This window comes from Collinsella sp. AM20-15AC (assembly GCF_003471405.1).
Lineage (GTDB): Bacteria > Actinomycetota > Coriobacteriia > Coriobacteriales > Coriobacteriaceae > Collinsella.
The window spans coordinates 38,686-62,135 of sequence record NZ_QRJA01000002.1 but is presented as its reverse complement, the minus strand read 5'-3'; the positions used below and the strand labels follow the sequence as shown (position 1 = coordinate 62,135).

At 63.7% G+C, this 23,450-nt stretch carries 19 protein-coding genes and 1 pseudogene; 14 read left to right on the top strand and 6 right to left on the bottom strand.

Annotated features, from left to right (window positions below; genetic code table 11):
• Position 1: 1 nt before the first annotated feature.
• From DW233_RS01130 to DW233_RS01115, 4 genes are all read left to right on the top strand, one after another.
• Positions 2-835, top strand: coding sequence for a PTS system mannose/fructose/sorbose family transporter subunit IID (locus DW233_RS01130; protein WP_089572476.1), 834 nt, complete (start codon positions 2-4; stop codon positions 833-835).
• 26 nt (positions 836-861) lie between these two features.
• Positions 862-1,260 (top strand): PTS sugar transporter subunit IIA, encoded by a 399-nt coding sequence (locus DW233_RS01125; protein ID WP_089572475.1) that lies wholly within the window; start codon positions 862-864, stop codon positions 1,258-1,260.
• A 12-nt stretch (positions 1,261-1,272) separates the two neighbouring features.
• Complete coding sequence (locus tag DW233_RS01120) at positions 1,273-2,397, top strand: glycoside hydrolase family 172 protein (RefSeq protein WP_172676343.1); 1,125 nt, start codon at positions 1,273-1,275, stop codon at positions 2,395-2,397.
• A gap of 79 nt (positions 2,398-2,476) precedes the next feature.
• A complete protein-coding gene (locus DW233_RS01115) occupies positions 2,477-3,361 on the top strand; it encodes an ROK family protein (protein WP_199407873.1) in 885 nt (294 codons plus the stop codon).
• A gap of 116 nt (positions 3,362-3,477) precedes the next feature.
• Here DW233_RS01115 and DW233_RS01110 read toward each other — a convergent pair whose 3' ends face one another.
• Positions 3,478-3,714: a hypothetical protein gene (locus DW233_RS01110; RefSeq protein WP_118266284.1), complete on the bottom strand. Its 237-nt coding sequence runs from the start codon at positions 3,712-3,714 to the stop codon at positions 3,478-3,480.
• Between the two features lie 632 nt (positions 3,715-4,346).
• Here DW233_RS01110 and DW233_RS01105 point away from each other — a divergent pair.
• From DW233_RS01105 to DW233_RS01095, 3 genes and pseudogenes are all read left to right on the top strand, one after another.
• A complete protein-coding gene (locus DW233_RS01105; RefSeq protein WP_118266282.1) occupies positions 4,347-5,426 on the top strand; it encodes a Gfo/Idh/MocA family protein in 1,080 nt (359 codons plus the stop codon).
• Positions 5,427-5,429: 3 nt separating this feature from the next.
• Entirely contained in the window at positions 5,430-6,176 is a 747-nt protein-coding gene (locus DW233_RS01100) for a DeoR/GlpR family DNA-binding transcription regulator (RefSeq protein ID WP_118266280.1), read from the top strand.
• Between the two features lie 552 nt (positions 6,177-6,728).
• Positions 6,729-7,709, top strand: a pseudogene (locus DW233_RS01095) (IS110 family transposase); the annotation flags it as partial.
• Between the two features lie 177 nt (positions 7,710-7,886).
• Here DW233_RS01095 and istB read toward each other — a convergent pair.
• Positions 7,887-8,558: an IS21-like element helper ATPase IstB gene (istB, locus tag DW233_RS01090; protein ID WP_233547896.1), complete on the bottom strand. Its 672-nt coding sequence runs from the start codon at positions 8,556-8,558 to the stop codon at positions 7,887-7,889.
• Positions 8,559-8,659: 101 nt separating this feature from the next.
• On the bottom strand, positions 8,660-9,892 hold the full coding sequence (gene istA / locus DW233_RS01085) for an IS21 family transposase (protein WP_118266279.1): 1,233 nt from the start codon (positions 9,890-9,892) through the stop codon (positions 8,660-8,662).
• Between the two features lie 827 nt (positions 9,893-10,719).
• Here istA and DW233_RS10410 point away from each other — a divergent pair.
• Positions 10,720-10,965, top strand: a complete 246-nt coding sequence (locus tag DW233_RS10410) for a helix-turn-helix domain-containing protein (protein WP_233547894.1) — start codon at positions 10,720-10,722, stop codon at positions 10,963-10,965.
• Positions 10,908-11,813, top strand: a complete 906-nt coding sequence (locus tag DW233_RS01075; RefSeq protein ID WP_118266336.1) for an IS3 family transposase — start codon at positions 10,908-10,910, stop codon at positions 11,811-11,813. Before DW233_RS10410 ends, DW233_RS01075 begins: the two co-directional genes overlap by 58 nt.
• Positions 11,814-11,884: 71 nt before the next feature.
• Here DW233_RS01075 and DW233_RS01070 read toward each other — a convergent pair whose 3' ends face one another.
• Entirely contained in the window at positions 11,885-12,544 is a 660-nt protein-coding gene (locus DW233_RS01070) for an RluA family pseudouridine synthase (RefSeq protein WP_231501551.1), read from the bottom strand.
• Positions 12,545-12,559: 15 nt separating this feature from the next.
• Positions 12,560-15,055 (bottom strand): U32 family peptidase, encoded by a 2,496-nt coding sequence (locus DW233_RS01065; protein ID WP_118266277.1) that lies wholly within the window; start codon positions 15,053-15,055, stop codon positions 12,560-12,562.
• Positions 15,056-15,353: 298 nt separating this feature from the next.
• Between DW233_RS01065 and DW233_RS01060 the strand changes: the two genes are divergently transcribed.
• Entirely contained in the window at positions 15,354-15,731 is a 378-nt protein-coding gene (locus DW233_RS01060; protein WP_117583058.1) for a RidA family protein, read from the top strand.
• Between the two features lie 112 nt (positions 15,732-15,843).
• Here DW233_RS01060 and DW233_RS01055 read toward each other — a convergent pair whose 3' ends face one another.
• Complete coding sequence (locus tag DW233_RS01055) at positions 15,844-16,500, bottom strand: transcriptional regulator (RefSeq protein ID WP_233547893.1); 657 nt, start codon at positions 16,498-16,500, stop codon at positions 15,844-15,846.
• Positions 16,501-16,852: 352 nt separating this feature from the next.
• Here DW233_RS01055 and DW233_RS01050 point away from each other — a divergent pair, with 352 nt between their 5' ends.
• The 4 genes from DW233_RS01050 (at position 16,853) to DW233_RS01035 (ending at position 23,439) form a co-directional block, all read left to right on the top strand.
• Positions 16,853-18,247 (top strand): uracil-xanthine permease family protein, encoded by a 1,395-nt coding sequence (locus DW233_RS01050; protein WP_118266275.1) that lies wholly within the window; start codon positions 16,853-16,855, stop codon positions 18,245-18,247.
• A gap of 196 nt (positions 18,248-18,443) precedes the next feature.
• The gene (gene ssnA, locus DW233_RS01045) at positions 18,444-19,799 is read left to right on the top strand and encodes a putative aminohydrolase SsnA (protein WP_118266273.1); all 1,356 of its coding nucleotides are present in this window, start codon (positions 18,444-18,446) and stop codon (positions 19,797-19,799) included.
• Between the two features lie 149 nt (positions 19,800-19,948).
• Positions 19,949-22,948: a putative selenate reductase subunit YgfK gene (gene ygfK / locus DW233_RS01040; RefSeq protein WP_118266271.1), complete on the top strand. Its 3,000-nt coding sequence runs from the start codon at positions 19,949-19,951 to the stop codon at positions 22,946-22,948.
• Between the two features lie 11 nt (positions 22,949-22,959).
• Positions 22,960-23,439 carry a 4Fe-4S binding protein gene (locus DW233_RS01035; RefSeq protein WP_055252516.1) on the top strand — a complete coding sequence of 160 codons (480 nt, stop codon included), beginning with the start codon at positions 22,960-22,962 and terminating at the stop codon, positions 23,437-23,439.
• Positions 23,440-23,450: the final 11 nt, after the last annotated feature.

Below are 23,450 nucleotides of genomic sequence, written 5' to 3'. Positions count from 1 at the left end.
CATGGAAAACGAGAACATCACCGCCGTCGCCGAGGGCAAGCCCTCCGGCTACAAGGTCACCAAGAAGGACCTGCGCAACGCGAACTGGCGCTGGCTCATGAGCGTGTGCACCTTCAACTACCAGACCCAGCAGGGCGCCTCAGTCGCCTACGCCCTCTCGCCGGTCCTGAGGAAGATCTACACGAACGACGAGGACTATAAGCAAGCGCTCAACAACCACTTCCGCTACTACAACACCCAGCCTTGGCTCGCCGCCATCATCCTTGGCGCCTGCGTGGCCATGGAGGAGCGCGACGGCCTAGCGGCGGCGGACGCCGTCCAAGACCTGAAGATCGGCACCATGGGACCGCTCGCCGGCGTCGGCGACTCCCTGCTCATGACCATGATCCCGACCATCATGGGCTCCATCGCCGCCTACATGGCCATCGAGGGCAACCCCGTGGGAGCCGGCATCTGGTTCGCGCTCATCCTGGCCATCTTCTGGGTCCGCATGCACGCCCTCGAGTTCGGCTACAAGCAGGGCGTGAAGCTCGTCACCGACTTCAGCGAGAAGCTTCCCAACCTCACTGCCGCCGCCTCCGTGCTCGGCCTCACCGTGGTCGGCTGCCTCATCGCCTCGGTCATCGGCGTCACCTGCCCGATTAGCTTCAGCTTCGGCGACGTCGCGATGGAGATTCAGCCGCTGCTCGACAAGATCCTGCCTGCCATGATCCCCGCCGCCATCACGGGAAGCGCGTATTACCTTCTTACCAAGAAGAACGCGAGCATGACGGCCCTCATCCTCGTGGTGATCGTCCTCGCGATGGTCGCCTCCGCCGCCGGCATCCTCGCCTAGCTTCGACCCAAGAGATTGGTGAATCAATGAGAAAGATAGTTGTGGCGAGCCATTCCCTTCTCGCCCAGGGCTTCAAGGACACCCTCGAGTTCCTTACGGGTAAGGGCGACGCCGTCAACGCCGTGTGCGCCTACGTGAACGACAACGGCGAGGGGCTCGACGCGGCGGTCGAGGCGGCTCTTTCGGGCACTGACGAGGTCGTCGTCCTCACCGACGCGTACGGCGGCAGCGTGAACCAGCGCTTTTCCCGCTTCGCCTCCGACCGGATCCACGTGATCGCGGGTGTCAACCTCCCGCTCGCCATGACGGTCGCGCTCGCGCGCCCCGACGAGAAACTCGACTTCGACGCCCTCGTCAACGAGGCGCGCCAGCAGATCATCTACGTGAACGGTGCCAGTTCCGCCGAGTGCGACGACGACGAATAGAGGAGGTCGACGATGAGAGAGTTCCTTAAGGACGTGTGGATGCACGGCGGTGAGGAAAGCCGCGCCATCACCCCCGAGAACATCACGGGCGAGAAGGGCCGCGCCGCCATGTCGGCCAGCCACCTCGGCGTCGGCCGCAAGGGCTCGTGCTGCGTGCCCCTTGAGTCCGGCGAGACCATCACGCTCGCGGACATCGAGGGCCCCGGCATCATCCGCCACATCTGGATGACCGTCCCCGACAAGACCGCCGCTGGCAGCTTCGTCATGCGTGACCTCGTGCTGCGCTTCTACTGGGACGACGAGGAGACCCCCTCGGTCGAGTGCCCTGTCGGCGACTTCTTCTGCAACGGCTTCGGTGAGCGCGCCATCGTCAACTCGATGCCCATCTGCGTGAACCCGACGGGCGGCATGAACTGCTACTTCGAGATGCCCTTCAGGAAGCACGCCAAGGTCACGCTTACGAGCGAGCACCCCGGGTTCATTAAGTACATCTTCTACACGTTCAACTACGCGCTCACCGACGTGCCGGACGACGCCATGTACTTCCACGCCCGCTTTAACCGCGAGCGCAGCACCCGCAGGGGCGTCGACTACACCGTGCTCGACGGCGTGCGCGGCAAGGGCTACTACGTCGGCACCTACATGGCCCTTTGCGCCCTGGAGCGCTATTGGTGGGGCGAGGGCGAGATGAAGTTCTTCCTCGACGGCGACGAGGAGTTCCCCACGGTCACCTCGACGGGAGCCGAGGACTACTTCGGCGGTGCCTGGGCCTTCCTCGACAGGCCGCCCCACGCGCTGCCCGAGGCGCAGTGCTTCAACACGCTGTTCGCCGGCTACCCGTACCGCTCGACGCGCGACGCCACGCGCGACCGCTTCAGCGCGGGCAAGCCGAACCCGAATCCGATGCTCGCGACTAACGACGACGCGCTGCCCAGGCACGGCCTCTACAGGTGGCACCTTCCCGACCCGATCTCGTTCAAGGAGGACCTGCGCGTGACGTTCCAGGACCTCGGCAACGACGACATCAAGCTCTACGAGCGCGAGGACGACATCTCCACCGTCGCCTACTGGTACCAAAGTGAGCCGCACGCCGTGCTCGCCCCGTTTGCCGCAAGGCAGGACCGCGTGCCCAGGTAGGGTCGCCTCGAAACAAGCCAACGTTATGGGCGCCCGCGGTTGACCATGACTGCGGGCGTCCCTTTGTAAGGAGGATCACATGAGCGAAAAGCAAATGAGGCTCGGCGCCCTCGAAGCCGGCGGGACCAAGATGGTCTGTGCCGTGGTGTCCGGCGACGGCGAGGTCCTCGACCGTATGGAGACCCCGACGCTTACGCCCGCCGAGACCGTCCCGCAGATGATCGAGTGGTTCACCGCCCGCGATGTGGACGCGTTGGGCATCGGCGCCTTCGGCCCGACCTGCGTCGACCCCAACGACGAGCGCTACGGCTCCATCCTCCAGACGCCCAAGCTCGCGTGGCGAGGCCATGGTCTTCGCGCCGCGTTCGCCGACGCCCTCGGGATTCCGGTGGCCTACGACACGGACGTGAACGTTGCCTGCCTCGGCGAAGTGGTCTTCGGCTGCTGCAAGGGGCTCGAGGACGCCGTCTACGTGACCATCGGCACCGGCGTGGGCGCGGGCGTCATGTGCGCGGGCAGACTCCTTCACGGCATGCTGCACCCCGAGGCCGGTCACATGCTGGTAAGGACCCGTCCCACCGAGGAGGGACGCTGCGTCTGCCCGAGCCACGCGAGCTGTCTCGAGGGGCTCGCCTCCGGCCCCGCCATCGCCGCGCGCTGGGGAAAGCCCGCGGCCGAGCTCGCGGACAACGATGAGGTGTGGGCGCTCGAGGGGGATTATCTGGGGCAGATGTGCGCGAACCTCGTGCTCATGTACTCGCCTCGCCGCATCGTCCTCGGCGGCGGCGTGATGCACCAGGAGCAGCTCTACGGCATCGTCCGCAAGAAGACCCTCGAATATCTGGGTGGCTACATCCAGACCGCCGAGCTTAAGGACATGGAGAGCTACATCTGCGCCCCGGGCTGCGGCGGCGACCAAGGAATCCTCGGCGCGGCCGAGCTGGCAAGAAGGGCGCTCGCGTAACTTGCGCTCTCTCCGCCATACAACGCGTTAAGAAAAGACGAGCGCTTCTTGCCAATTGAGCGGCAAGAAGTGCTCGTCTTTTGCATTTGTTTTTGGGGCAGGACGCCCCGCCTCCGCTAGAGTCCCTGGACCGCCACACCCACGAGGTTTGGACCGGTGTGGACAAGAAGCGCGGGGCTGATGTCGGAGCGGACGACCTCCACCGCGTTGGTCACGCGCTCGCACAGGGCCTGCTCCATGCGGTCGTAGAGGTCGGCGTGGACCGAGGTGCGGCTCGCGGCAAAGCGCACCTCGGGGTGCTTCTCGACGCTGGCGGCGATGAGCTTGACCTCGGTGCGATGCGGTACTTGCACAGCCATTTCGTGTGCGCGAGGCTGTTGGCTTTCTGGGCCACAGCAATCACCTTCCCCCTAGTATGATGACCTGAACAATCCTCATGCTAGGGGGAAGGTTTTTGTCGCGTAGCGGAAATTGGCCTCCACCCGCTGAGCGGGTGGCTTTCTATGCCGCGCGTGCCGCGCGGCACGGACTAAAGTCCATGAATAAAAACGAGGAAGGCCACGTCCGGCCTCCTTCGCAAAGGGTCTCTGATTACTCCCACTCATTGGGGACAGACTTAAATGAGTACTCTTGAAATGCCGGCGCCTGGGGACGTTCTTTTTCTGTCTGCAGTTTGGAACGTTCCTTTTCTGTCGGCAGTTTGGGACGGTCCTTAGAGCTGCAGCGCGCCATGAGCGACGAGGCGAAGCGGATCATCCTGTCTTTTGAGTTCTAAGCATAAGCCGCTGTCTCTGAGCAATGACCGGTTCGCATTTGTGCGTATTTGCGTGCGTGGGATTGCGTGAATATGCGTATAGATGCGCCGTTTTCGGGATAATAATGACCGTTTAGCGGTGAGATACGCAAAAACGCGCACAGAAGCGCGTGTTTGTGCGAATATAGAGACGGCAGAAATGTTAGACGCTCCATGACCCAGGAGGCACATATGGCAGATTCCAAGCAGGTTCCACTCGACGCCGCGGCAGCCGCCAAGGCAGCATTCGCTTCGGTCCAGGACAAGCCGTTCCCCGAGGACATCTTTACGGCTCCCGAGCTTCGTTGGGCTGTGATCGGTTGCGGTGTTATCGCCAACCAGATGGCCCAGTCCCTCGCTCTGGCCGGTCGCAAGCTCGCGGGTGTCGCCAACCGTACGCTGTCCAAGGCCCAGGCTTTTGCCGAGCGGTATGGTGTCGAGAAGGTGTATGAGACGGTTGAGGACCTCTACGCCGATCCGGACATCGATGCCGTCTATATCACCACGCCGCACAACACGCATATTACCTATCTGCGTGCCGCGCTGGCCGCCGGCAAGCATGTGCTCTGCGAGAAGGCCATTACCCTCAACTCCGCCGAGCTCGACGAGGCCCGTGCCATCGCCGACGAGCACAACGTGGTCCTTATGGATGCCACCACGGTGCTCCACATGCCGCTGTATCAGGAGCTGCGCCGCCGTATGGATGCGGGTGACTTTGGCCACATGAACCTCGTCCAGCTCAACTTTGGCAGCTATAAGGAGTACGGCGACCTGACTAACCGCTTCTACAACCGTAGTCTTGCCGGCGGCGCCATGCTCGATATCGGCGTGTATGCCCTGTCCGTCATGCGCCTGTTTATGGCCAGCCAACCCGCCGAGGTCGTGTCTCTGGGCAATACCTGCGAGACTGGCGTTGACGTCGCGGGTGGCATTGTCTGCCGTAATGCCGAGCAACAGCTGGGCGTCGTGAGCCTTACGCTCCACTCCAAGCAGCCCAAACGCTCGGTCATCAGCTTCGATAAGTGCTATATCGAGGTCAACGAGTATCCGCGTGCAGACCATGCGACCGTCGTGTGGACTGCGGACGGTCACCGTGAGGAGGTCCACGCTGGCACCGAGGCCTACGCGCTGTGCTACGAGATGGCCGACCTGGAGAAGGCCGTTGCTGGCGATGATTCGAAGCGCGAACTTCTGGGCTATGCTTCTGATGTTATGGAGCTGATGACCAAGCTCCGCGTCGATTGGGGAGTCGTGTACCCCGAGGAGGAGTAAGCGATGCTTGCGGAAGATAGGCTCAACGCGATCGTGTCGATGGTGCAGCAGACCGGCTCGGTTACCGTGCCGGAGCTTGCCGAGGCCCTGGGCGTGACACCGTCCACCATTCGCCGTGATCTGCAGACGCTCGACCGCGCGCACCGTATCGCCAAGGTGCACGGAGGCGCGACGAGTCTGGAGCGCGCGCACGTGACGCGCGACCTGACGATCAGCGAGCGCAGTGATCTCCATAACGATGACAAGGAGCGCATCTGCGCCCGCGCCGCGGCCCTGGTGGAGCCCGATAGCTTTGTGTATATCGATTCGGGCTCCACGACCCTCAAGCTCATCGAGCATCTTCCGCATCTCGACGGCGTCACCTATGTGACCGATTCTGTGCTCCATGCCCAGCATCTCGCCCTGCGCGGTATGCGCACCGTTGTGCTGGGTGGCGAGCTCAAGCCCGAGACTGAGGCGCTCGTTGGCCCCGATGCCTTGGCAACTCTAGACCGCTACAACTTCAACTGCGGCTTTTGGGGTTCCAACGGCATTGCTGCCGAGCAGGGCTTTACGACGCCCGATATCGAGGAGGCACAGGTCAAGCGCATCTCGATGCGCCATACGGCCAAACGCTTCGTAATCTCGGATGCCAGCAAATTTGGCATGGTGGCGCCCGTCAAGTTCGCGGACTTCCGTGACGCAACGATTATTACCGCAGGCGATGTCCCTGCCAAGTACCGGGCAATGGACAACGTCATCACGGTCTAGCGGCGGGGCAAGGCCAAAACCACCACAAAGGTGCCTGTCCCCATTGTGGTGGTTAGTAACGAAAACCGAGTAGTTTTCTCAATAGAAAAGCGGCAACGTCCATCACGGGCGTCGCCGCTTTCGTTGTCTGCCGGTTTGTCTAAGTCTGTAACAACTGGACCGTTAAAAGTGGGCTAGGTGTTACAGATCGAGATACTTACGAACCGCGCCGTCCCTTTGTCTCAATCTGTAACATCTGGGACTGATTTTGCCGAGTTACTGTTACAGATTGAGATTATTCCCTTGAGGGGATTCGAATGTCTCGATCTGTAACAGATAGACCGCAAAATGGGCTTTAGCTGTTACAGATCGAGATGTTTGGGAATCCGGCAGAGCCATCGCGGCAAAACCACCACAAATGAACTGCATCCCATTTCTTGGACTTTGAAATTAAGGTTCGAGAGACGATATGAGCAGGACATAAAACATTGAGAGCCCCTGCTGCATGAAGGACCGCGGATTAGGCCGACAATGGTGAGTGTCTAATTCAGCCGCGGCGGCCACGCCGCATTCATGGAAGGGGCTCCCATGCTCGATACTACCACCTTCGTCGGCCTCGACGTCCACGCCCGCTCGATAAAGGCCGTCTCCCTCGACGTCATGACCGGGGAGGTGCGCGCCGCGACCTTCGGCTACGACGCCGGCGCCGTCGCGGAGTGGGTCCGCTCCGTGGACCCCGGGGCCAGGTGCGTGTACGAGTCCGGGGTCACGGGCTTCGACCTGCAGAAGAGGCTCTCCGGCCTGGGGGTCGACTGCGTGGTCGGCGCCGTCTCGAAGATGATCAAGCCCAGCGCGGACAGGCGCAGGAAGAACGACCGCAACGACGCCGAGTTCCTCGCCCGCATGCTGTCGGTCGGCAACGTGGTCGAGGTGTGGGTCCCCGACGACGAGTGCGAGGCCGCCCGCGACCTGACCAGGGCGCTCGAGGACGCGAGGGACGACCTCTCGCGCTCGAAGCAGCGGCTCTCCAAGTTCCTGCTAAGGCACGGGCTCGTCTTCGACGAGAGGACGCCCACCGGCCGCAGGAAGGGCAACTGGACCCGGGCGCACTGGTCCTGGATCGAGTCGATTAGGTTCGCGGAGGGGGCCGACGAGGAGGTGCTCGCCTACTACGTCGACGCGGTCAGGCGGGCGGCGGAGGAGAAGGCGAGGCTCGAGGGGCTCGTCGAGGGCGAGGCCCGCAAGCCCAGGTGGAGGAGGAGGGTCGACTCCCTGCGCTGCCTCAAGGGCGTCGACACCGCTTCCGCCGCCGACCTCGTGTTCGAGGCCGGCGAGTTCTCCAGGTTCAGGAACGCCCGCTCGTTCGCCGCGTGGGTCGGCCTGACGCCCTCCGAGCACTCCAGCGGGGAGAGCGACCGCAGGGGCGCGATCACCAAGGCCGGCAACAAGCACCTGAGGAAGACGCTGGTCGAGGCCGCGTGGCACTACCTGACGTGCTCGGGGCGGCCGAAGGACCTCGCCAAGGGCCAGGCCCCGGACCGGGGCGCCCGGAGGCATGCCGCCAAGGGCGTGCGGAGGCTGGTCGAGAGGCGGGAGGCGCTGCTCGCGCGCGGGGTCCACGGCAGCAAGGTGTTAGCGTCAATCTATTTTTCACCAGTTTTGCTAATCAAACGCGCCGTTCGCGCAAAGGCGGATTCACCGCTTGCGCTAACGTATTTTCACCGATTCCGGTCACGCCTTGACGGGTCCGTCCCTCGGCAGGTCCTTCAGCCTGTAGGACCTGCCCGTTATCTTGACCAGGTGGCAGTGGTGGCACACCCTGTCCGCGATCGCGCTCGCCGCCACGTCGTCCCCGAACACCCGGCCCCAGCCGCTTATCCCCACGTTGGTGGTGATGATCGTCGAGCGCTGCTCGTAGCGCGTCGATATCAGCTGGAACAGCAGGTCCGCGCCCGCGCTGCCGACGTCGAGGTAGCCGAGCTCGTCGATGATCAGCAGCCTCGAGTGGGCGTAGTACTTGAGCCTCTTCTTGAGGATGCCGCGCGACGAGGCGTCCTCGAGGTCCTCCACGAGCCGGGCGCAGTCCACGAACCTGACCTCGCGCCCCGCCCTGACCGCCTCGATGCCCAGCGCGACGGCGAGGTGCGTCTTGCCCACGCCGGGGCTCCCCACGAGCAGGACGTTCTCGGCCCGCTCGACGAACCTGAGGGTCGCGAGCTCCTCGATCTCGGCGCGCGGGACCGACGGCTGGAAGTCCCAGTCGAAGTCGGCCAGCCCCTTGACGTAGGGGAACCCCGACGACCGTATGCGCTGGTTGGTGATCCTGACCTCCCGGGCGGCGACCTCGACGCGCGTCATCTCCTCGAGGGCGGAGGCGAAGCCCCGCTCGCCCGCGGCGACCATCCTCACGTAGTCGGGCAGGGACGCCGCCATCTCGTGCAGCCCGAGCGCCGACAGGTTCGCCTGCGCCCTGATCGAGGGGCTGCCCTCCGCGACGGCACCCATCACGCCCCTCCGAGCGAGTCGAGCAGCGCGAGGTTGGCGCGCGCGGCCTCGGCGATGTCCGCGTCGGCCAGGCCCCGCTTCCCCTCGAGGGCCTGCCCATAGTGGTCGGGGTCGTAGTTGATCGGCCTCGCCGGCCCGGAGGCGGCGTCGTGGACGGCGACCTCCTCGCCGGCCATCCTCACCACGACCTGACCGCCGGGCATCGCTATGACGCTCACGCGCCGGCCGATGCAGCGCCTGGGCACGGACCACTCCCTGCCGGCGGCCCTGACGAGCATGGTCGGCGGGACGGTCTGGACGCTCACGTCGCCCACCATCGACTCGAGGAGCCGGAGGTTCCCGATGGGACGCAGGCTCTCCTTCTCCCGCATGAACAGCGCGTCGGGCGGCAGGCCGGTGGTGCGGTTCGGCTCCGAGTTGGCCTGGGCCTCGACCCGGGCAACCGCCTCGGCGAGGCCGCCCCACCCGGTGAACTCGCCGCCGTAGGCGAGCAGGCGGTTCAGAAAGCGGTTGGCCGACTCGTCCTTGCCCTTGGTCTGCGGCGGGCGCGGCGCGCAGAGCCTGAGCTCGAAGCCGGCCTCCCGCGCGAACCGCCACGCCCTCTCCTGCCTGGTTCTCCTGCGGCCCGAGACGGTCACCAGGCACGACATGTTGTCCGTGATGCATTCCTCCGGGACGCCGCCGAGGCGGGTGAAGGTGGCGAGCAGGCAGGACAGCAGGTCGTCGAGCGTGCGGCTCCTGACCGGGATGAACCGGTGCTTCCTGGAGTAGCCGAGCGTGGCGGTGAACACGCTGAACTCGAAGACCTCGCCCTCCGAGTCGACGAGCCTCATGCCCTCCTTCCAGTCGAACTGCAGCTGCCTGCCCGGGGGCGTCTCGAACCGCGGGTGCGGCTCGCGGCCGCCCCCGCCCCCGAAGGGCACGTCGCGCGCCCGGCACCACGCCGTGAAGGCGCCGTACCCGGGCAGCCCCTCCCCGCGGCCCTCGCGCAGGAACGCGTAGACGGCCATCTTGGTCATCCCTGGCAGCTGGGCCTTCGCGCGGATCTCCTCCTCGAGCGGATCGAAGGCGCTGCCCCTCGCGGACCTCCCGTCGACGGCGGCCTCGCCCTCCCTCCAGTACTTGGCGACCGTGTGCCGGTCCATGCCGTGCCTCCTCGCGATCTCGCTGAAGTTCGGCTTGGCGCCGGACTCCCTGTAGACGTTGAGCTCTCCCATTACGTTTCGCTCCATATCCCGCTCCTCCCGGGTCGGATACCCGATCGGAGCATAGTTCCGTTTGCGCAGTTGGTGAAAGTACGTTAGCGGGGTTGGCGAAAGCGCGTTGGCGCATTCGGCGGGATACGTTTGCGAAAGTGGTTGGTTTTAGATTAGCGCTAACACAAGGCGAACGTCGCCACGGCGCGCGAGCTCGCCTGCTGGGTGTGGGCGGTCGGCCTCATGGCCGAGGAGGCGTAGGGGGGCGGTCCCCCGCACATAAGCCAGTCACCCCGGAAGCGGTTCGATCCGAAGCCGTTGAGGCGAACCTCAGGTCCCTTTTCTGCGAGCGCCCAGGGCGCCACACGCGTGCACAGACTGTCGGTTCGACGTAGAAGCCTCAGCCGTAGCAACGGATTGCCCAGCGAGAGATCGCCACGGGCGGATATTAAACTGCAAAGACGAGCGTCGGTAAGACACGCCGAGGTCGCCGCGGACGGGTTGATATAGGGAGAGGGCCTGACCCCATATCGTTGGGGCCAGGCCCGATTTTGCCTCTTGACAATGTCCTGCTCATATTAAAAGGGAGGCATCGGAAATGCCCCGCAGGAAGAAGGCAAGATACGGTCGCGAGATGAGGGCACGCGCCGCCGACCTGTTCGAGGCCGGCCTCGGCTTCGAACTCGCGGCCAAGAAGCTCGACGTTCCCGCCCCGGCGGTGAGAAAATGGCTCTACGCGTACCGGGCAACCGGGAGGAAGGGGCTGATCGGGATGGGCGAGAGCCGCAGGACCTACGACATGGAGACCAAGCTAGCCGTCGCGAGGGCCGTCGTGGACGAGGGGATGCCGCGGTCTGGAGGCGATGGCCCGCTTCGGCATCGCCGCCGCCACATCGCTCGACCGCTGGTGCAGGCTGTACCGCGAGGGCGGGCCGGAGGCGCTCGAGCCGGGACGCCGCGGCAGGCCGGAGGGCCCCGGGGGGCGGACGCGCGAGCGGGAGCTCGAGGAGCGCGTGCGCAAACTCGAGGCCCAGGTGGCGTATCTAAAAAAATCGATAGCCCTGAAAGCGGAGAAGAGCTCTCAAACTGGGAGAAAGCCCAGGTCGTAGCCTCCCTTTCAGGGCACCACCGCCTATGCGACCTGCTCGCGGCCGCGCGGCTCGCGCCGTCGAGCTACCACTATGCCGTAGCGCACCCGCCGAGAGCGACCCGGCCAGAGCTCCGGGAGGCCGTGCGCGAGATCTTCTCGAGGACGGCGAACGGGTGCGGCCACCGCCAGATAGCGATGTGCCTGAGGGCCGAGCTGGGCGCGAGGATAGCGGACAAGACGGTCCTCAAGATGATGCGGGAGCTCGGCATCCGCTGCGGCATCCGCCGGGAGACCGACTACCATCGCTACAACTCCTACCGCGGCCCGGTCGGCGAGAGATTCGACAACCTGATAGCGCGTGACTTTCGCGCGGGCGCCCCGTGGGAGAAGCTCGGGACCGACGTCACGGAATTCAGGCAGCCCTGGGGCAAGGCGTACTTCGCCCCGGCCTACGACTTCTGCACGAAGGAGATCGTCTCCTGGTCGGTGTCGACGAGCCCGGACATGGCCCAGCAGGAGGAGGTGCTCAGGCGCCTGTTCGCGAGGATGCCGGCCGGGGCCTCGCCGATCGTCCACAGCGACATGGGATGGCAGTACCAGCACCCCAGGTGGACCGGCGAGCTCAGGAGGCACGGCGCCAGGCAGAGCATGTCGAGAAAGGGCAACTGCCTAGACAACGGGGCGACGGAGCAGGTGTTCGGGCATCTCAAGGACGAGTTCTTCAGGGGCGTCGAGTGGGCCGACTTCGAGTCCTTCAAGAGGGACCTCGACGCCTACGTCGTGCATTGGAACACGAGGCGTCGCCAGGTGGCGCTCGGCGGCCTCACCCCGGTGGAGTTTCGGAAACGGCTATTGAAAGCGTCCTAGTGTTCGCTTCTAATAAAGAAGGCCAAGATTCGGGACGCAGTTCAAAAGGTGCTTGTCCCCTTTGTGGTGGTTTAGGGCTCCCAGGGGCAGGGGGCTTCGATGTGGATGTGCTCGCCGGTTACGGGATGCGTAAAGGACACGCTGTGGGCGTGGAGCATCAGGCCACAAGGACGCGGCGTCCCGTACAGGTCGTCGCCCACCAGGGGATGGCGCTCGCTCGCCAGGTGCACGCGAATCTGGTGCTTGCGGCCGGTGAGCAGCTCGACATCGATATACGAGCGCGTGGGCAGGCCGCGGCGGCTCTTAAGACGCTTGAGCACCTTCACGCGCGTTTGAGACGGCTTGCCGCTGGCGCCGACGCGCATCTTTCGGCTGTCGTGACGGTCGCGGGCGATGGGCTTGTCGATGAGCTTTTCGTTCCAGTCGATCTTGCCCTCGGCGAGCGCCAGGTAGTGCTTTTCGAACGCGTGGTCGATGATCATCTGGTCAAAGGCGGGCTGCGTCTGCTTGTCGAGTGAGAACAGCACCACGCCGGTGGTGTCACGGTCCAGGCGATTGAGCGGCTGCATGTCGGTCGCGGCAAAGCCGTCGCCCATCGCCAGCAGCAGGTCGCTGGCGTAGTCGGTAAGTGTGCGCTCGCCGGTGCCGTCACCGTGGACGATCATGCCGGCGGGCTTGTCGATGGCCATGAGCCAGGCGTCGCAGTAGAGGACTTGAGGTTCTTCGTTCACGTGTAAGCCTTTCGGTTAGCTAATTCCCACAAACATGCAGCCCGAGGTGGCGCCGCGCAGGCGGGCGGCCGGCTTGCGGCCGGCTTGAGCCGCCTCGACAGCGCGACGGACGCGAGCGACGGCACGGCCAATCTCATCGGCCTCGAGCAAGGTTCCGTCGACCATAAGACGGCGCACGCCGGCATCGAGCAGCTGCGGAACTTGCGGCGTGAGGTCGATGGGGTAGGCGTCGTACAGGCGTGAGCGGCCGTGGATGTCGGTACGCACCGGCATGACCTTGCCGTCGATATTCTTGAGCGAGAGCTTGCGGGCACGCAGGCGGCAGTTGGCACAATCGTGGATGCAGCCGTTGGCAACCTGCAGAATGCAATGCTCGCTTGTCATGACGCGCGGGCGGCCAAAGACGGTGATGCCCAGAGCCGCGGGCGCGGCGGTGCCGAGCGAGATAATCTCGTCGAGCGTGATCTCGGGCGAGAGCCAAAACGCACCGGCTCCGCGCTCGGCAAGCGCCTCCATGCAGGGCGTGTTGTGCACCGGCAGGCAAGAGCGAATCTCGGCCGTGGCGCCAACCTGGGCGGCCAGGGCAAGCTCAGAGATGTTGCCAATAGCGACCGTGGCGCCGGCAACAACCCATGGGTCAACGCGGACGTGGTCAACGGCGCGGCAGACCTCATCGAGCACGGGTACGATGCCCTGCTCAAACGTATCGGCGGGGGAGAGCTTGGCCGCATCGAGCGCGTCGGTGGTCATGTAGATGCGCGTTGCACCCTCCGCCCGCGATGCCTCGGCGGCCTCGAGCGAGGTGACGGTGGCGCAGATCTGCGGCTCGTCGCGGTAGTGCTCGGGCGCGGGGCGGGAATCACTGGTGACAATCGCCGGCAGCTCGAGCGTTTTCGCGCGCTCCGCGTACGGCGCCAGAATGGCCTCTTCCAGCGCCTTGCAAGCGGCGGCGCGCACCTTATGTACGGCGGAGAAACCCATGCCACAGCCCTCATCGAGCGCCACCTCAAAGCTCGCAGCCTCAAAGGGAGAGGAACCCATGCGGCCGACGTGCTCAACCAGATCGGACGCCTCGACCGCACGGGTCTTGGCGGCTTCGACGGTAAAGCCCGTGGCCGTGGCCGTAAGCGAAGGGTCGTCGCAGCAGGTGAGCGTAACGGTAAACGGCTTGCCCAGGCGCGCCACGACGGATACATCAACAGCTCGGCGGCGCAGCACATCGCGCTTGAGCGCGGCGCTGGCAGCGTCAATAGCGCGCTGGCTTCGAATCACGCGCACGCGGCAGCCCTCGGGCATGCTACGGGGCACGCGACACTCGATAACATCGCCGGCAGCGGCATCATCGGCGGCGATGGTGGTCAGGAACTGGTCGAACTCATCGTCGTGGCGAAGCTCCAGCAGGTCGCCCTTGCCCACGGGCTCAAACAACTCAATGCGGGCGATGGCGGCGCGGCGACGGCGGTCGTCGGGCTTGAGCCCGCGCACATCGCGGTTGGCCAGGCGGCTGCCGAGCACCGTGCCCACGATCTGGCCGCGGTTGTTGGAGCGCTCGTAACTCATCATCTCGTCACCCGAGGTACCGTCCTGATAGGCGTGCGTAAAGTCGCGGTTAAAGCAGCGCTTGAGCTGGCGCTGGCGGGCGGCTTCCTCGTCCTTGGCAACGGTGGCTCCGGATAGCATGTCGTCAATTTCGTGACGATACACATCAACGATGGAGTACACGTAATCGGGCGCCTTCATGCGGCCCTCGAGCTTGAGCGACGCGGCGCCGGCGTCATACAGACGGCGAACAAGCTGCGAGGTGTTGGTGTCACGCGGGCACAGCGCGCGCTCGCGACCGGCAGGGGAGAGCGAGCGACCGTTCTCGTCGATCAGCTCGTAGGGCAAGCGGCAGGGCTGGGCGCACATGCCACGGTTGGCCGATCGTCCCGCCATGGCAAAGCTCGAAAGCAGGCACAGGCCCGAGTAGCAAAAGCAGATGGCGCCATGGCTAAAGACCTCAAGGTCCACATCGGGCGCGGCATCGTGGATGGTGGCGATCTCGTCAATGGAGAGCTCGCGCGAGAGGGTCACGCGGTCGGCACCCTGCTCGCGGCACCAGATGGTTCCGCGGTCGTCATGGATGTTCGCCTGGGTCGAGATGTGTGTCTCGATGCCGGGCATCGCGCGCTTGACCTCAAAGAACAGGCCCCAGTCTTGGATGATAAAGGCGTCGGCGCCCAGCGTGGAGCAGCGATGGATGAGTTGCAGTGCATCGCTCATTTCGGATTCCTTGATGACGATGTTGACCGTGACGTAGACGCGCGAGCCGGCCAGGTGTGCAGCGCGGCAGGCCTGCTCAAAGGCCTCGTCGGTAAAGTTCGTTGCCTTGCGGCGTGCGTTGAAGCTGCCCATGCCGCAGTAGATGGCGTCTGCCCCGGCGGCGAGTGCGGCGGCAAAGGGCTCGGGCCCTCCGGCGGGCGCCAAAAGCTCGGGTCTGCGGTTGGTGGTTCGACTGGCGGTTGCGGTCATATCCTGCCTTTCAAAATGCTCAGATAATCAAAAGTATAGTGGTGCCGTCGCGGCAGGCGATGCCCGTGCTCTAAGCGGGATAAAGTCTTCAGCAGCTTGGACTGGCTGCTTCACATGAGAACCGTTCAGCGGTCCGGGGAAACCGTTGGGCGATAAAATATTCTCGCAACGTGATAATAATCTTGCATCGCGCGGACACCTTGAGTACTATCCCAATCAAGCGCGGTGTTCAGACCGAACTGTGCCTCCCGGTGTGAACGCCGCGCTCCCGTTCCCTTTTACTTGTAAGGAGAAAAACATGAGCAAGACCGTCGTGTCTTCCGATAACGCACCCGCAGCCATCGGCCCGTATTCCCCCGGCATCCAGACCGGCAACATGGTGTTCCTGTCCGGCCAGCTGGGCATCGATCCCGCAACTGGCAAGATGCCCGAGGGCGTCGAGGCCCAGGCCAAGCAGTCCCTTGCTAACGTCGAGGCCCTGCTGACCGCTGCCGGCGCCACCTTTGCCGATGTCGTCAAGACCACAGTCTACCTGGCTGACATTGCCGACTTCGCCGCCGTGAACGAGATCTACGCCTCCAAGTTCGAGGCCCCGTTCCCCGCGCGCAGCGCTTTCCAGGTTGCCTCTCTTCCGGCTGGCGGTCTGGTCGAGATCGAGGTCGTCGCCGCTCTCTAAGGCGTTGACCACAACTAAACATGACATGCAAAAAGACCCTGCAGCGCGTGTGAGCTGCAGGGTCTTTTGTCAGGTGACGAATCGCTTGTGGAGCCGCGCTCCATTTTGCTCGTTAGCCCTCCTTGCGGACTTTTTGCAGGTAGCGGTAGACGCTGGGCTCCGAGATGCCCAGCGAGGTGGCGGCGCAGGCAACAGCGCCCTTGAGCATAAAAACGCCGTTGCCGTTAAGGTGGCGAATAACGTCCACACGATCGGCCTGCCCGAGCGAGGCGACATCCTGCCCGCGGCTTTCGAGCAGCTCGGAAATACTGCGGTCGATGAGCTCCTGTGTAGACTCCGAAAGACTTTCAACCTCGATAGACGCGGGCTCCGCCTGCCTTGGCACAGCGTCGAAGCATGCCATGAGCTGCTGCGCCATAGCGTTGATGGAGCGCACGGTCGAGAGGTCGGTGTTGACGCAGAGCATACCGACGATCTCGTTATCCTCGCGGATAAAGTACGTCGCGGACTCCAGTGTCTTGCCACCGGCACCGCGCCCCTCGTAGCCCGTAATAAACGGCAGGTCGCGATACTTGGGGTCGTGCATGATCTTGAGCGCCAGATCGGTGGCGGGACCGCCGACCTTACGGCCGCTTACGATGCCGTTGCGAATATCGACGATGGCATGGTCGGGATCCGAGAAATCGTGCAGCACGATTTCGCTGTTTTTGCCGAGTATCTGCTCAAGGAAATCGACCATCGGCAAAAAGCGACGTACGGTCTCGTTCACGGGCAACTCCTTGGGATGAAATCGGAAATGTTCATAACAATTTTTTCTCATGGTAACACGGTGTCTATTGACTCGCATATTCGCAGGTACATTGCGTAATACGGACGAGCGGTAGGAATTTGGCGGTAAACGGTCGACCAAAAGAAAAGTTAGATGTTATTTTGACCAGGCACTTTCCTGACCTGCGGAAATGCATAATCCCAGCTCAAGAACAGTCTGATAACAAAAAATTATTATTGAGAATGAGAAAAATCTTTAATACGATATGCAACGAAGGCACAACCTCAACCCCGCACTGCGTCACAATAGAGCATTAGATGCGAAAACAACTACTTCGAGGATTGGTGGTCAAATGACCCAGGAGATGGTTACGAACGGCACTGAAGCCCTGTTCACTCGCGAAGGCATGCCTCCCGTTAAGGAAATGATCCCGTGTGCCCTTCAGCACGTACTGGCATCGTTTGCCGGCATCATTACCCCGGCGGTCATCATGGCCGGCGTCTACGGCTTTAATAGCCAGCAGAGTACCGACATCATCCAGGTCGCGCTCATTCTTTCAGCGATCGACACGGCCCTTCAGGCCTTCGCTCCCTTCCGTCGCATCGGCGGCGGCCTGCCCATTGTCATGGGCGTTTCGTTCGCGTTCCTGCCGGCCCTGCAGGCCATGGGCGCCTCGGGCTTTAGCTTTGGTGCGCTGCTGGGCGGCGAGATTGTCGGCGGCGCCGTCGCGGTCCTTTTTGGTCTGGCCTACAGCAAGATCAAGTGGCTATTCCCGCCCGTCGTGACCGGTACGGTCATCTTCTCCATCGGCGTCTCTCTCTATCCCACGGCCGTCAAGTATATGGCCGGCGGTATGGGTACGCCGCTGTGGGGCACCCCGCAGGCCTGGTGCGTCGCTCTTATCACCTTCGCCGTGGTCTTTGCGCTCGCCAACTTTGGCAAGGGCACGCTCAAGCTGGGATCCGTGTTCTTTGGCATGATCGTTGGCATGATTGTCTCCATCCCCTTTGGCATGATCGACTTTTCCAGCGTCGCCACCGCTCAGGTCTTCGCCCTTCCCAAGCTTATGCCCTACGCGCTCGAGTTTGATCCCGAGGTCTGCATTACCCTCGCCGTCGTGTTCCCCATGGTTGCCATCCAGGTTATCGGCGACGTCTCCGCCGCCTGCCTGGGCTCCATCGACCGTATGCCCACCGAGCGCGAGCTCTCCGGCGCCATCGTGTCCCAGGGCCTCACTTCTATGGTCGGCGGCCTGCTGGGCGGTCTTCCCACCAGCGCCCTTGGCCAGAACGTGGGCATCATCTGCTCCAACAAGGTCGTCAACAAGTGGGTCTTTGTGATCATCGCGGCCGTCTTTGCCATCGCCGGTCTGTTCCCGCAGCTCTCTGCTGTCCTTTCCGCTATCCCGCAGCCCGTCATCGGCGGCGCGACCGTCGGCGTCTTTGGCACCATCACCATGAACGGCGTGCGCATGTTCACCCGCGAGGGCCTCACGCAGCGCACTACCACCATCGTCGGTACCTCCGTCGTCTTTGGCCTGGGTATCTGGATGGCCAGCGGTTGCCTTGCCGGCGAGGGTATGCCCGCCTGGGTGTCCACCGTCATCGGCTCCAATGCCGTAACCCCCACCGCCATCATGGCCATTGTCCTTAACCTGATCCTTCCGCAGACGCCGGTCGTGGCTCAGCACATCGATGCTGCCAAGGACGCTGCCGTTGATCTGGTCTTGCCCGAGAGCAAGAAGTAACCAATTCGGTGCTATTCGTCGGCGGACGCATCGCCTCGTCCGCCGACGTCATGCGGCGCCAAGCCGCACTTCAAAGGGTTCGTCCCTTTGGTGAAGCGTTGACGGGAGAGGGCCCGTTTCCGGTGTAGGCCGGCGCTTCGCACTTCCGCTATGTCAGAGGTGTCAAACCCCGCCCCTGATGTTGAAGGGAGCATTCATGCTTCTGGTCGCTAACGGTTCCGTCTTTACTCGCAACGCTCAGACCCCGTTCATCCCCAACGGTGCGGTCGCCATTGACGGAGACACGATCGTCGAAGTGGGCCCCGAGTGCGAGCTCAAGGTCAAGTACCCGGATGCCGAGTACGTCGACGCCCAGGGCAACCTCATCATGCCCGGACTCATTAACTGCCACACCCACATCTACTCGGGTCTGGCCCGCGGCCTTGCCATTAAGGGCTGCAACCCCACCAACTTCCTGGAGAATCTTGAGCAGCAGTGGTGGAAGATCGACGACAACCTGACGCTCGACGGCACCAAGGCCAGCGCCTATGCCACGATTCTTGACTCCATCCGCGATGGCGTCACCACGATCTTCGATCACCACGCGAGCTTCTGCGAGATTCCGGGGAGCCTCTTTACCATTAAGGATGCAGCTCAGGAGCTGGGCATGCGTTCGTGCCTGTGCTACGAGGTCTCCGATCGCCGCGGCCAGGAAAAATGCGACCAGGCCATTGCCGAGAACGCCGAATTTGCCCAGTGGGCCGCCAAGGAGCGTCGCGATAACGACAACCACATGATCGCCGCCATGTTTGGCGGTCACGCCACCTTTACGCTGTCGGACGAGACCATGGACAAGATGGCCGAGGCCAACAACGGCCTGACCGGCTTCCACATCCATGTGTGCGAGGGCATGAATGACGTGTGGGACTCCCGCCTCAACCGCGGTGGCATCAGTCCCGTCGAGCGCCTGCTGCAGCACAACCTGCTGGGTCCCGACACCATGCTCGGCCACTGCATCCACGTGACGCCCGCCGAGATGGATATCGTCAAGGAGTCTGGCGCCTGGCTCGTCAACAACCCCGAATCCAATATGGGCAACGCCGTGGGCTGCGCCCCCGTGCTCGAATTCTTCCGCCGCGGCATCCCCGTGTGCATGGGCACCGACGCCTACACCCACGATATGCTCGAGAGCCTTAAGGTTTTCCTGATCATTCAGCGCCACAACGCCGCTATGCCCAACGTGGGCTGGTGCGAGGCCATGACGATGCTGTTCGAGAACAACGCCAAGATGGCGAGCAAGTACTTCGATCGCAAGCTCGGCGTGCTTGAGCCCGGCGCCGCCGCCGACGTCATCGTCATGGACTACAAGCCCTTTACGCCGCTGAGCGAGGAGAATATCGACGGCCATATGCTCTTTGGCATGATGGGCAAAAACTGCCGCACTACCATCATCAACGGCCGCGTCCTGTACAAGGATCGCGAGTTCGTTGGCATTGATGAGGACAAGATCAACGCGTGGACCATGGCTGAGTCCAAGAAGCTCTGGAGCACGCTCAACGATCGCGCCTACTAATTCACAAGTAGTTTCGCGCGCGTCGGATGTTTCGCCGCATCCGACGCGCGTATAGGCGGCCTCCGCGGGGTCGCCGGCGCTGTGCTAGCGCTACACCGTATTTGCGCCCGCCGCGCGGTCTCGCCGGGCGTTACAGAGAGGAGCTCACTATGAGCGACATCATGAGGCCGATCCCGTTTTCGCAGCTGATGAACTGGATCATCGAGGAGCATAAGACCCAGGACGCCATCTTTGGCGTGCGCAAGATGGTCACGACCAACCAGGAGGGTGCGCTTCCCATTTTTGACGAGCGCATCGAGACTCCGTTTGGCCCGGCCGCCGGTCCCAATACGCAGCTGGCCCAGAACATCGTGGCCTCCTACGTTGCTGGTTCCCGCTTCTTTGAGCTCAAGACCGTCCAGGTTATGGACGGCGAGGAGCTCTCCAAGTGTGTGAACAAGCCCTGCATCGTGGCGCAGGACGAGTGCTACAACTGCGAATGGTCGACCGAGCTCGAGGTTCCGCAGGCCTTTGCCGAGTACGTGAAGGCATGGTTCGCCTGCCACCTGATCGCTCGCGAGTACGGCCTGGGTAGCCCGGACGGCTTTGTCTTCAACATGTCCGTGGGCTATGACCTCGAGGGCATCAAGAGCCCCAAGGTCGACGCCTACATCGAGGGCATGAAGGACGCCAGCGGCTCCGACGTCTGGAACGAGTGCCGCGCATGGGCACTCGCCAACCTGGACAAGTTTGAGCATGTCGACGCTGCGTTTGTCGAGTCCATTCCGGCGCGCGTGTCCAACTCCATCACCGAGTCCACGCTGCATGGCTGCCCGCCCGCCGAGATCGAGCGCATCGCGACCTACCTCATCACCGAGAAGGGCCTCAACACCTACATCAAGTGCAACCCCACGCTGCTGGGCTATGAGTTTGCCCGCCAGCGTCTGAACGAGCTGGGCTTTGACTACATCGTCTTTGATGATACGCACTTCCGCGAGGACCTGCAGTGGGCCGACGCCGTGCCCATGTTCGAGCGCCTGATTGCCCTGTGCGCCGAGCGCGGCCTGGAGTTTGGCGTCAAGCTGACCAACACGTTCCCCGTCGACGTGACGAGGAACGAGCTGCCTTCCACCGAGATGTACATGTCCGGCCGTTCGCTGTTCTCACTGACCATCGAGGCCGCCCGCCGCATTACCGAGCAGTTCGATGGCAAGCTGCGCATCAGCTACTCCGGCGGTGCCACGGTCTACAACATCCGCGCTCTGTACGATGCCGGTATTTGGCCTGTTACCCTGGCGACCGACGTGCTCAAGCCCGGTGGCTACGAGCGCTTTAGCCAGATGGCCGGCGAGTTTACCGACCTGGATGGCAAGCCGTTCGCGGGCGTCTCTCTCGAGGCCGTGACCGCGATCCAGACCGACTCGCTCACCAACCCGCTCTATAAGAAGCCGCTGCGCCCGCTGCCCGACCGCAAGGTCGCCGGCAAGAGTCCGCTTTCCGACTGCTTTACCACGCCGTGCCGCACGAGCTGTCCCATCCAGCAGGATATTCCTGCCTACCTGGCGGCTGTTGACGAGGGCCGCTACGAGGACGCACTCAACATCATCATCGAACGCAACGCCCTGCCGTTCATTACCGGCACCATCTGCCCGCATCCCTGCGGCCGTGCCTGCGAGCGTGCATTTTACGAGCCCGAGGGTGCCCAGATTCGCGCCAGCAAGCTCAAGGCCGCCCGCGAGGCCATGACCGCCGTGCTGCCCAAGCTGCGCGCCCAGGCCATCGCCAACGACGGCGAGCGCAACGTTGCCGTTATCGGCGGCGGCCCGGCCGGCCTGGCGACGGCGTTCTTCCTGACGCGTGCCGGCGTGCCCGTCACCATCTTTGAGGCCCGCGATTCGCTCGGCGGCGTGGTCCGTCACGTGATCCCCGAGTTCCGCATCTCGAGCGACGATATCTCCCACGATGCCGAGCTCTGCCTGGCCTTTGGCGCCAAGGTTCAGCTTAACGCCCGCGTGGAGTCCATTGACGAGCTCAAGGCCCAGGGCTTTACCGACGTGGTCGTGGCCACCGGTGCCTGGATGCCCGGCTCTGCGGGCCTGGGCGAGGGTGCCGAGCTCGACGTGCTGGAGTTCCTCGAGGCCGCCAAGAAGGGCGAGAAGCTCGAGCTGGGCGAGGACGTCGTGGTCATTGGCGCTGGCAACACCGCCATGGACGCGGCCCGCGTGGCCAAGCGCCTGGCTGGCGTGAAGAACGTGCGCCTGGTGTATCGCCGTACCAAGAAGCAGATGCCCGCCGACGAGGAAGAGCTCGATCTTGCTCTTGCCGACGGCGTTGAGTTCTGCGAGCTGCTGGCGCCCAAGGCGCTCAACGGCGCCGTGCTGACCTGCGACGTCATGGAGCTTGGCGAGCCGGATGCAAGCGGCCGTCGCAGCCCCGTCGCCACGGGCGAGACCGTCGAGCTTTCCGCCACCACGGTGATCTGCGCCGTGGGCGAGGGCATCGATGCCAGCCTGTACGATGCCGCGGGCGTCGAGCACGACCGTCGCGGTCGCCTTGCCGCCACCTCCACCGGCGTCGAGGGCGTCTGGGCTGCGGGCGACTGCCGCCGCGGTCCTGCCACCGTGGTCGAGGCTATTGCCGACGCCGCCGAGGTCGCCCGTGCCATCGCCGGCGTGGACTTTAACAAGTACGCCGACTGCAACGAGCAGGCCGGCCGCGAGGACACCTGCTACGAGCGCAAGGGGTCGCTGTGCCGCGACAAGCGCAACTGCACCAAGACCCGCTGCCTGGGCTGCGGTTCGGTGTGCGAGGTTTGCTGCGACGTGTGCCCCAACCGCGCCAACGTTGCCATTAAGGTGCCGGGCCTGGCCAAGCATCAGGTGGTACATGTCGATGGCATGTGCAACGAGTGCGGCAACTGCGCCGTGTTCTGCCCCTACCAGGAGGGTCGTCCCTACAAGGACAAGCTCACCCTGTTCTGGAGCGAGCAGGACATGGAGAACTCCGAGAACGAGGGCTTCCTGGCCGTGGACGAGGATCACTTTAAGGTCCGTGTTGCCGGCACGGTCCGTACCGTCTCGGTCGATGCCGTCAACACCGGTCTGCCCGAGGCCGTTCGCCTGACCATCAAGGCCGTGCGCGACAGCTATCCGTACCTTCTTAAGAAATAGGCGAGTCTCTTATGGCCAAATCCATTCAACATAACGTGGCCTACGTTGCCTGCGGAAGCGGTTGCGCCTCCGCAGGCGGCGATGCCCGCTGCAGCGAAGGCTGCATTGGCTGTGGCGCCTGCGTCACGGCCTGCCCCCACGGCGCCATTGCGCTGGTCGATGGCATCGCCCGCGTGGATCGCTCAAAGTGCACGGGCTGTGGCCTGTGCGGCATGGCGTGCCCGCAGCGCGTGATTGCCTTTGTTCCCGGCTACCAGAACATCCTGGTGCGCTGCAACAACACCGATAAGGGCGCCATTGCGCGCAAGATCTGCGACACGAGCTGCATCGGTTGCGGCATGTGCGCCAAAAAGTGCCCTGCCGGCGCTATCCGCATCGAGGACAACTGCGCCCATATCGACGGCGCGGACTGCCTGTCGTGCGGCATGTGCGCCGTTGTCTGCCCGCATGGCGCCATTCACGACCGCACCGGCATCGCCGCCGGCGTGTAGAAGGGAATCAC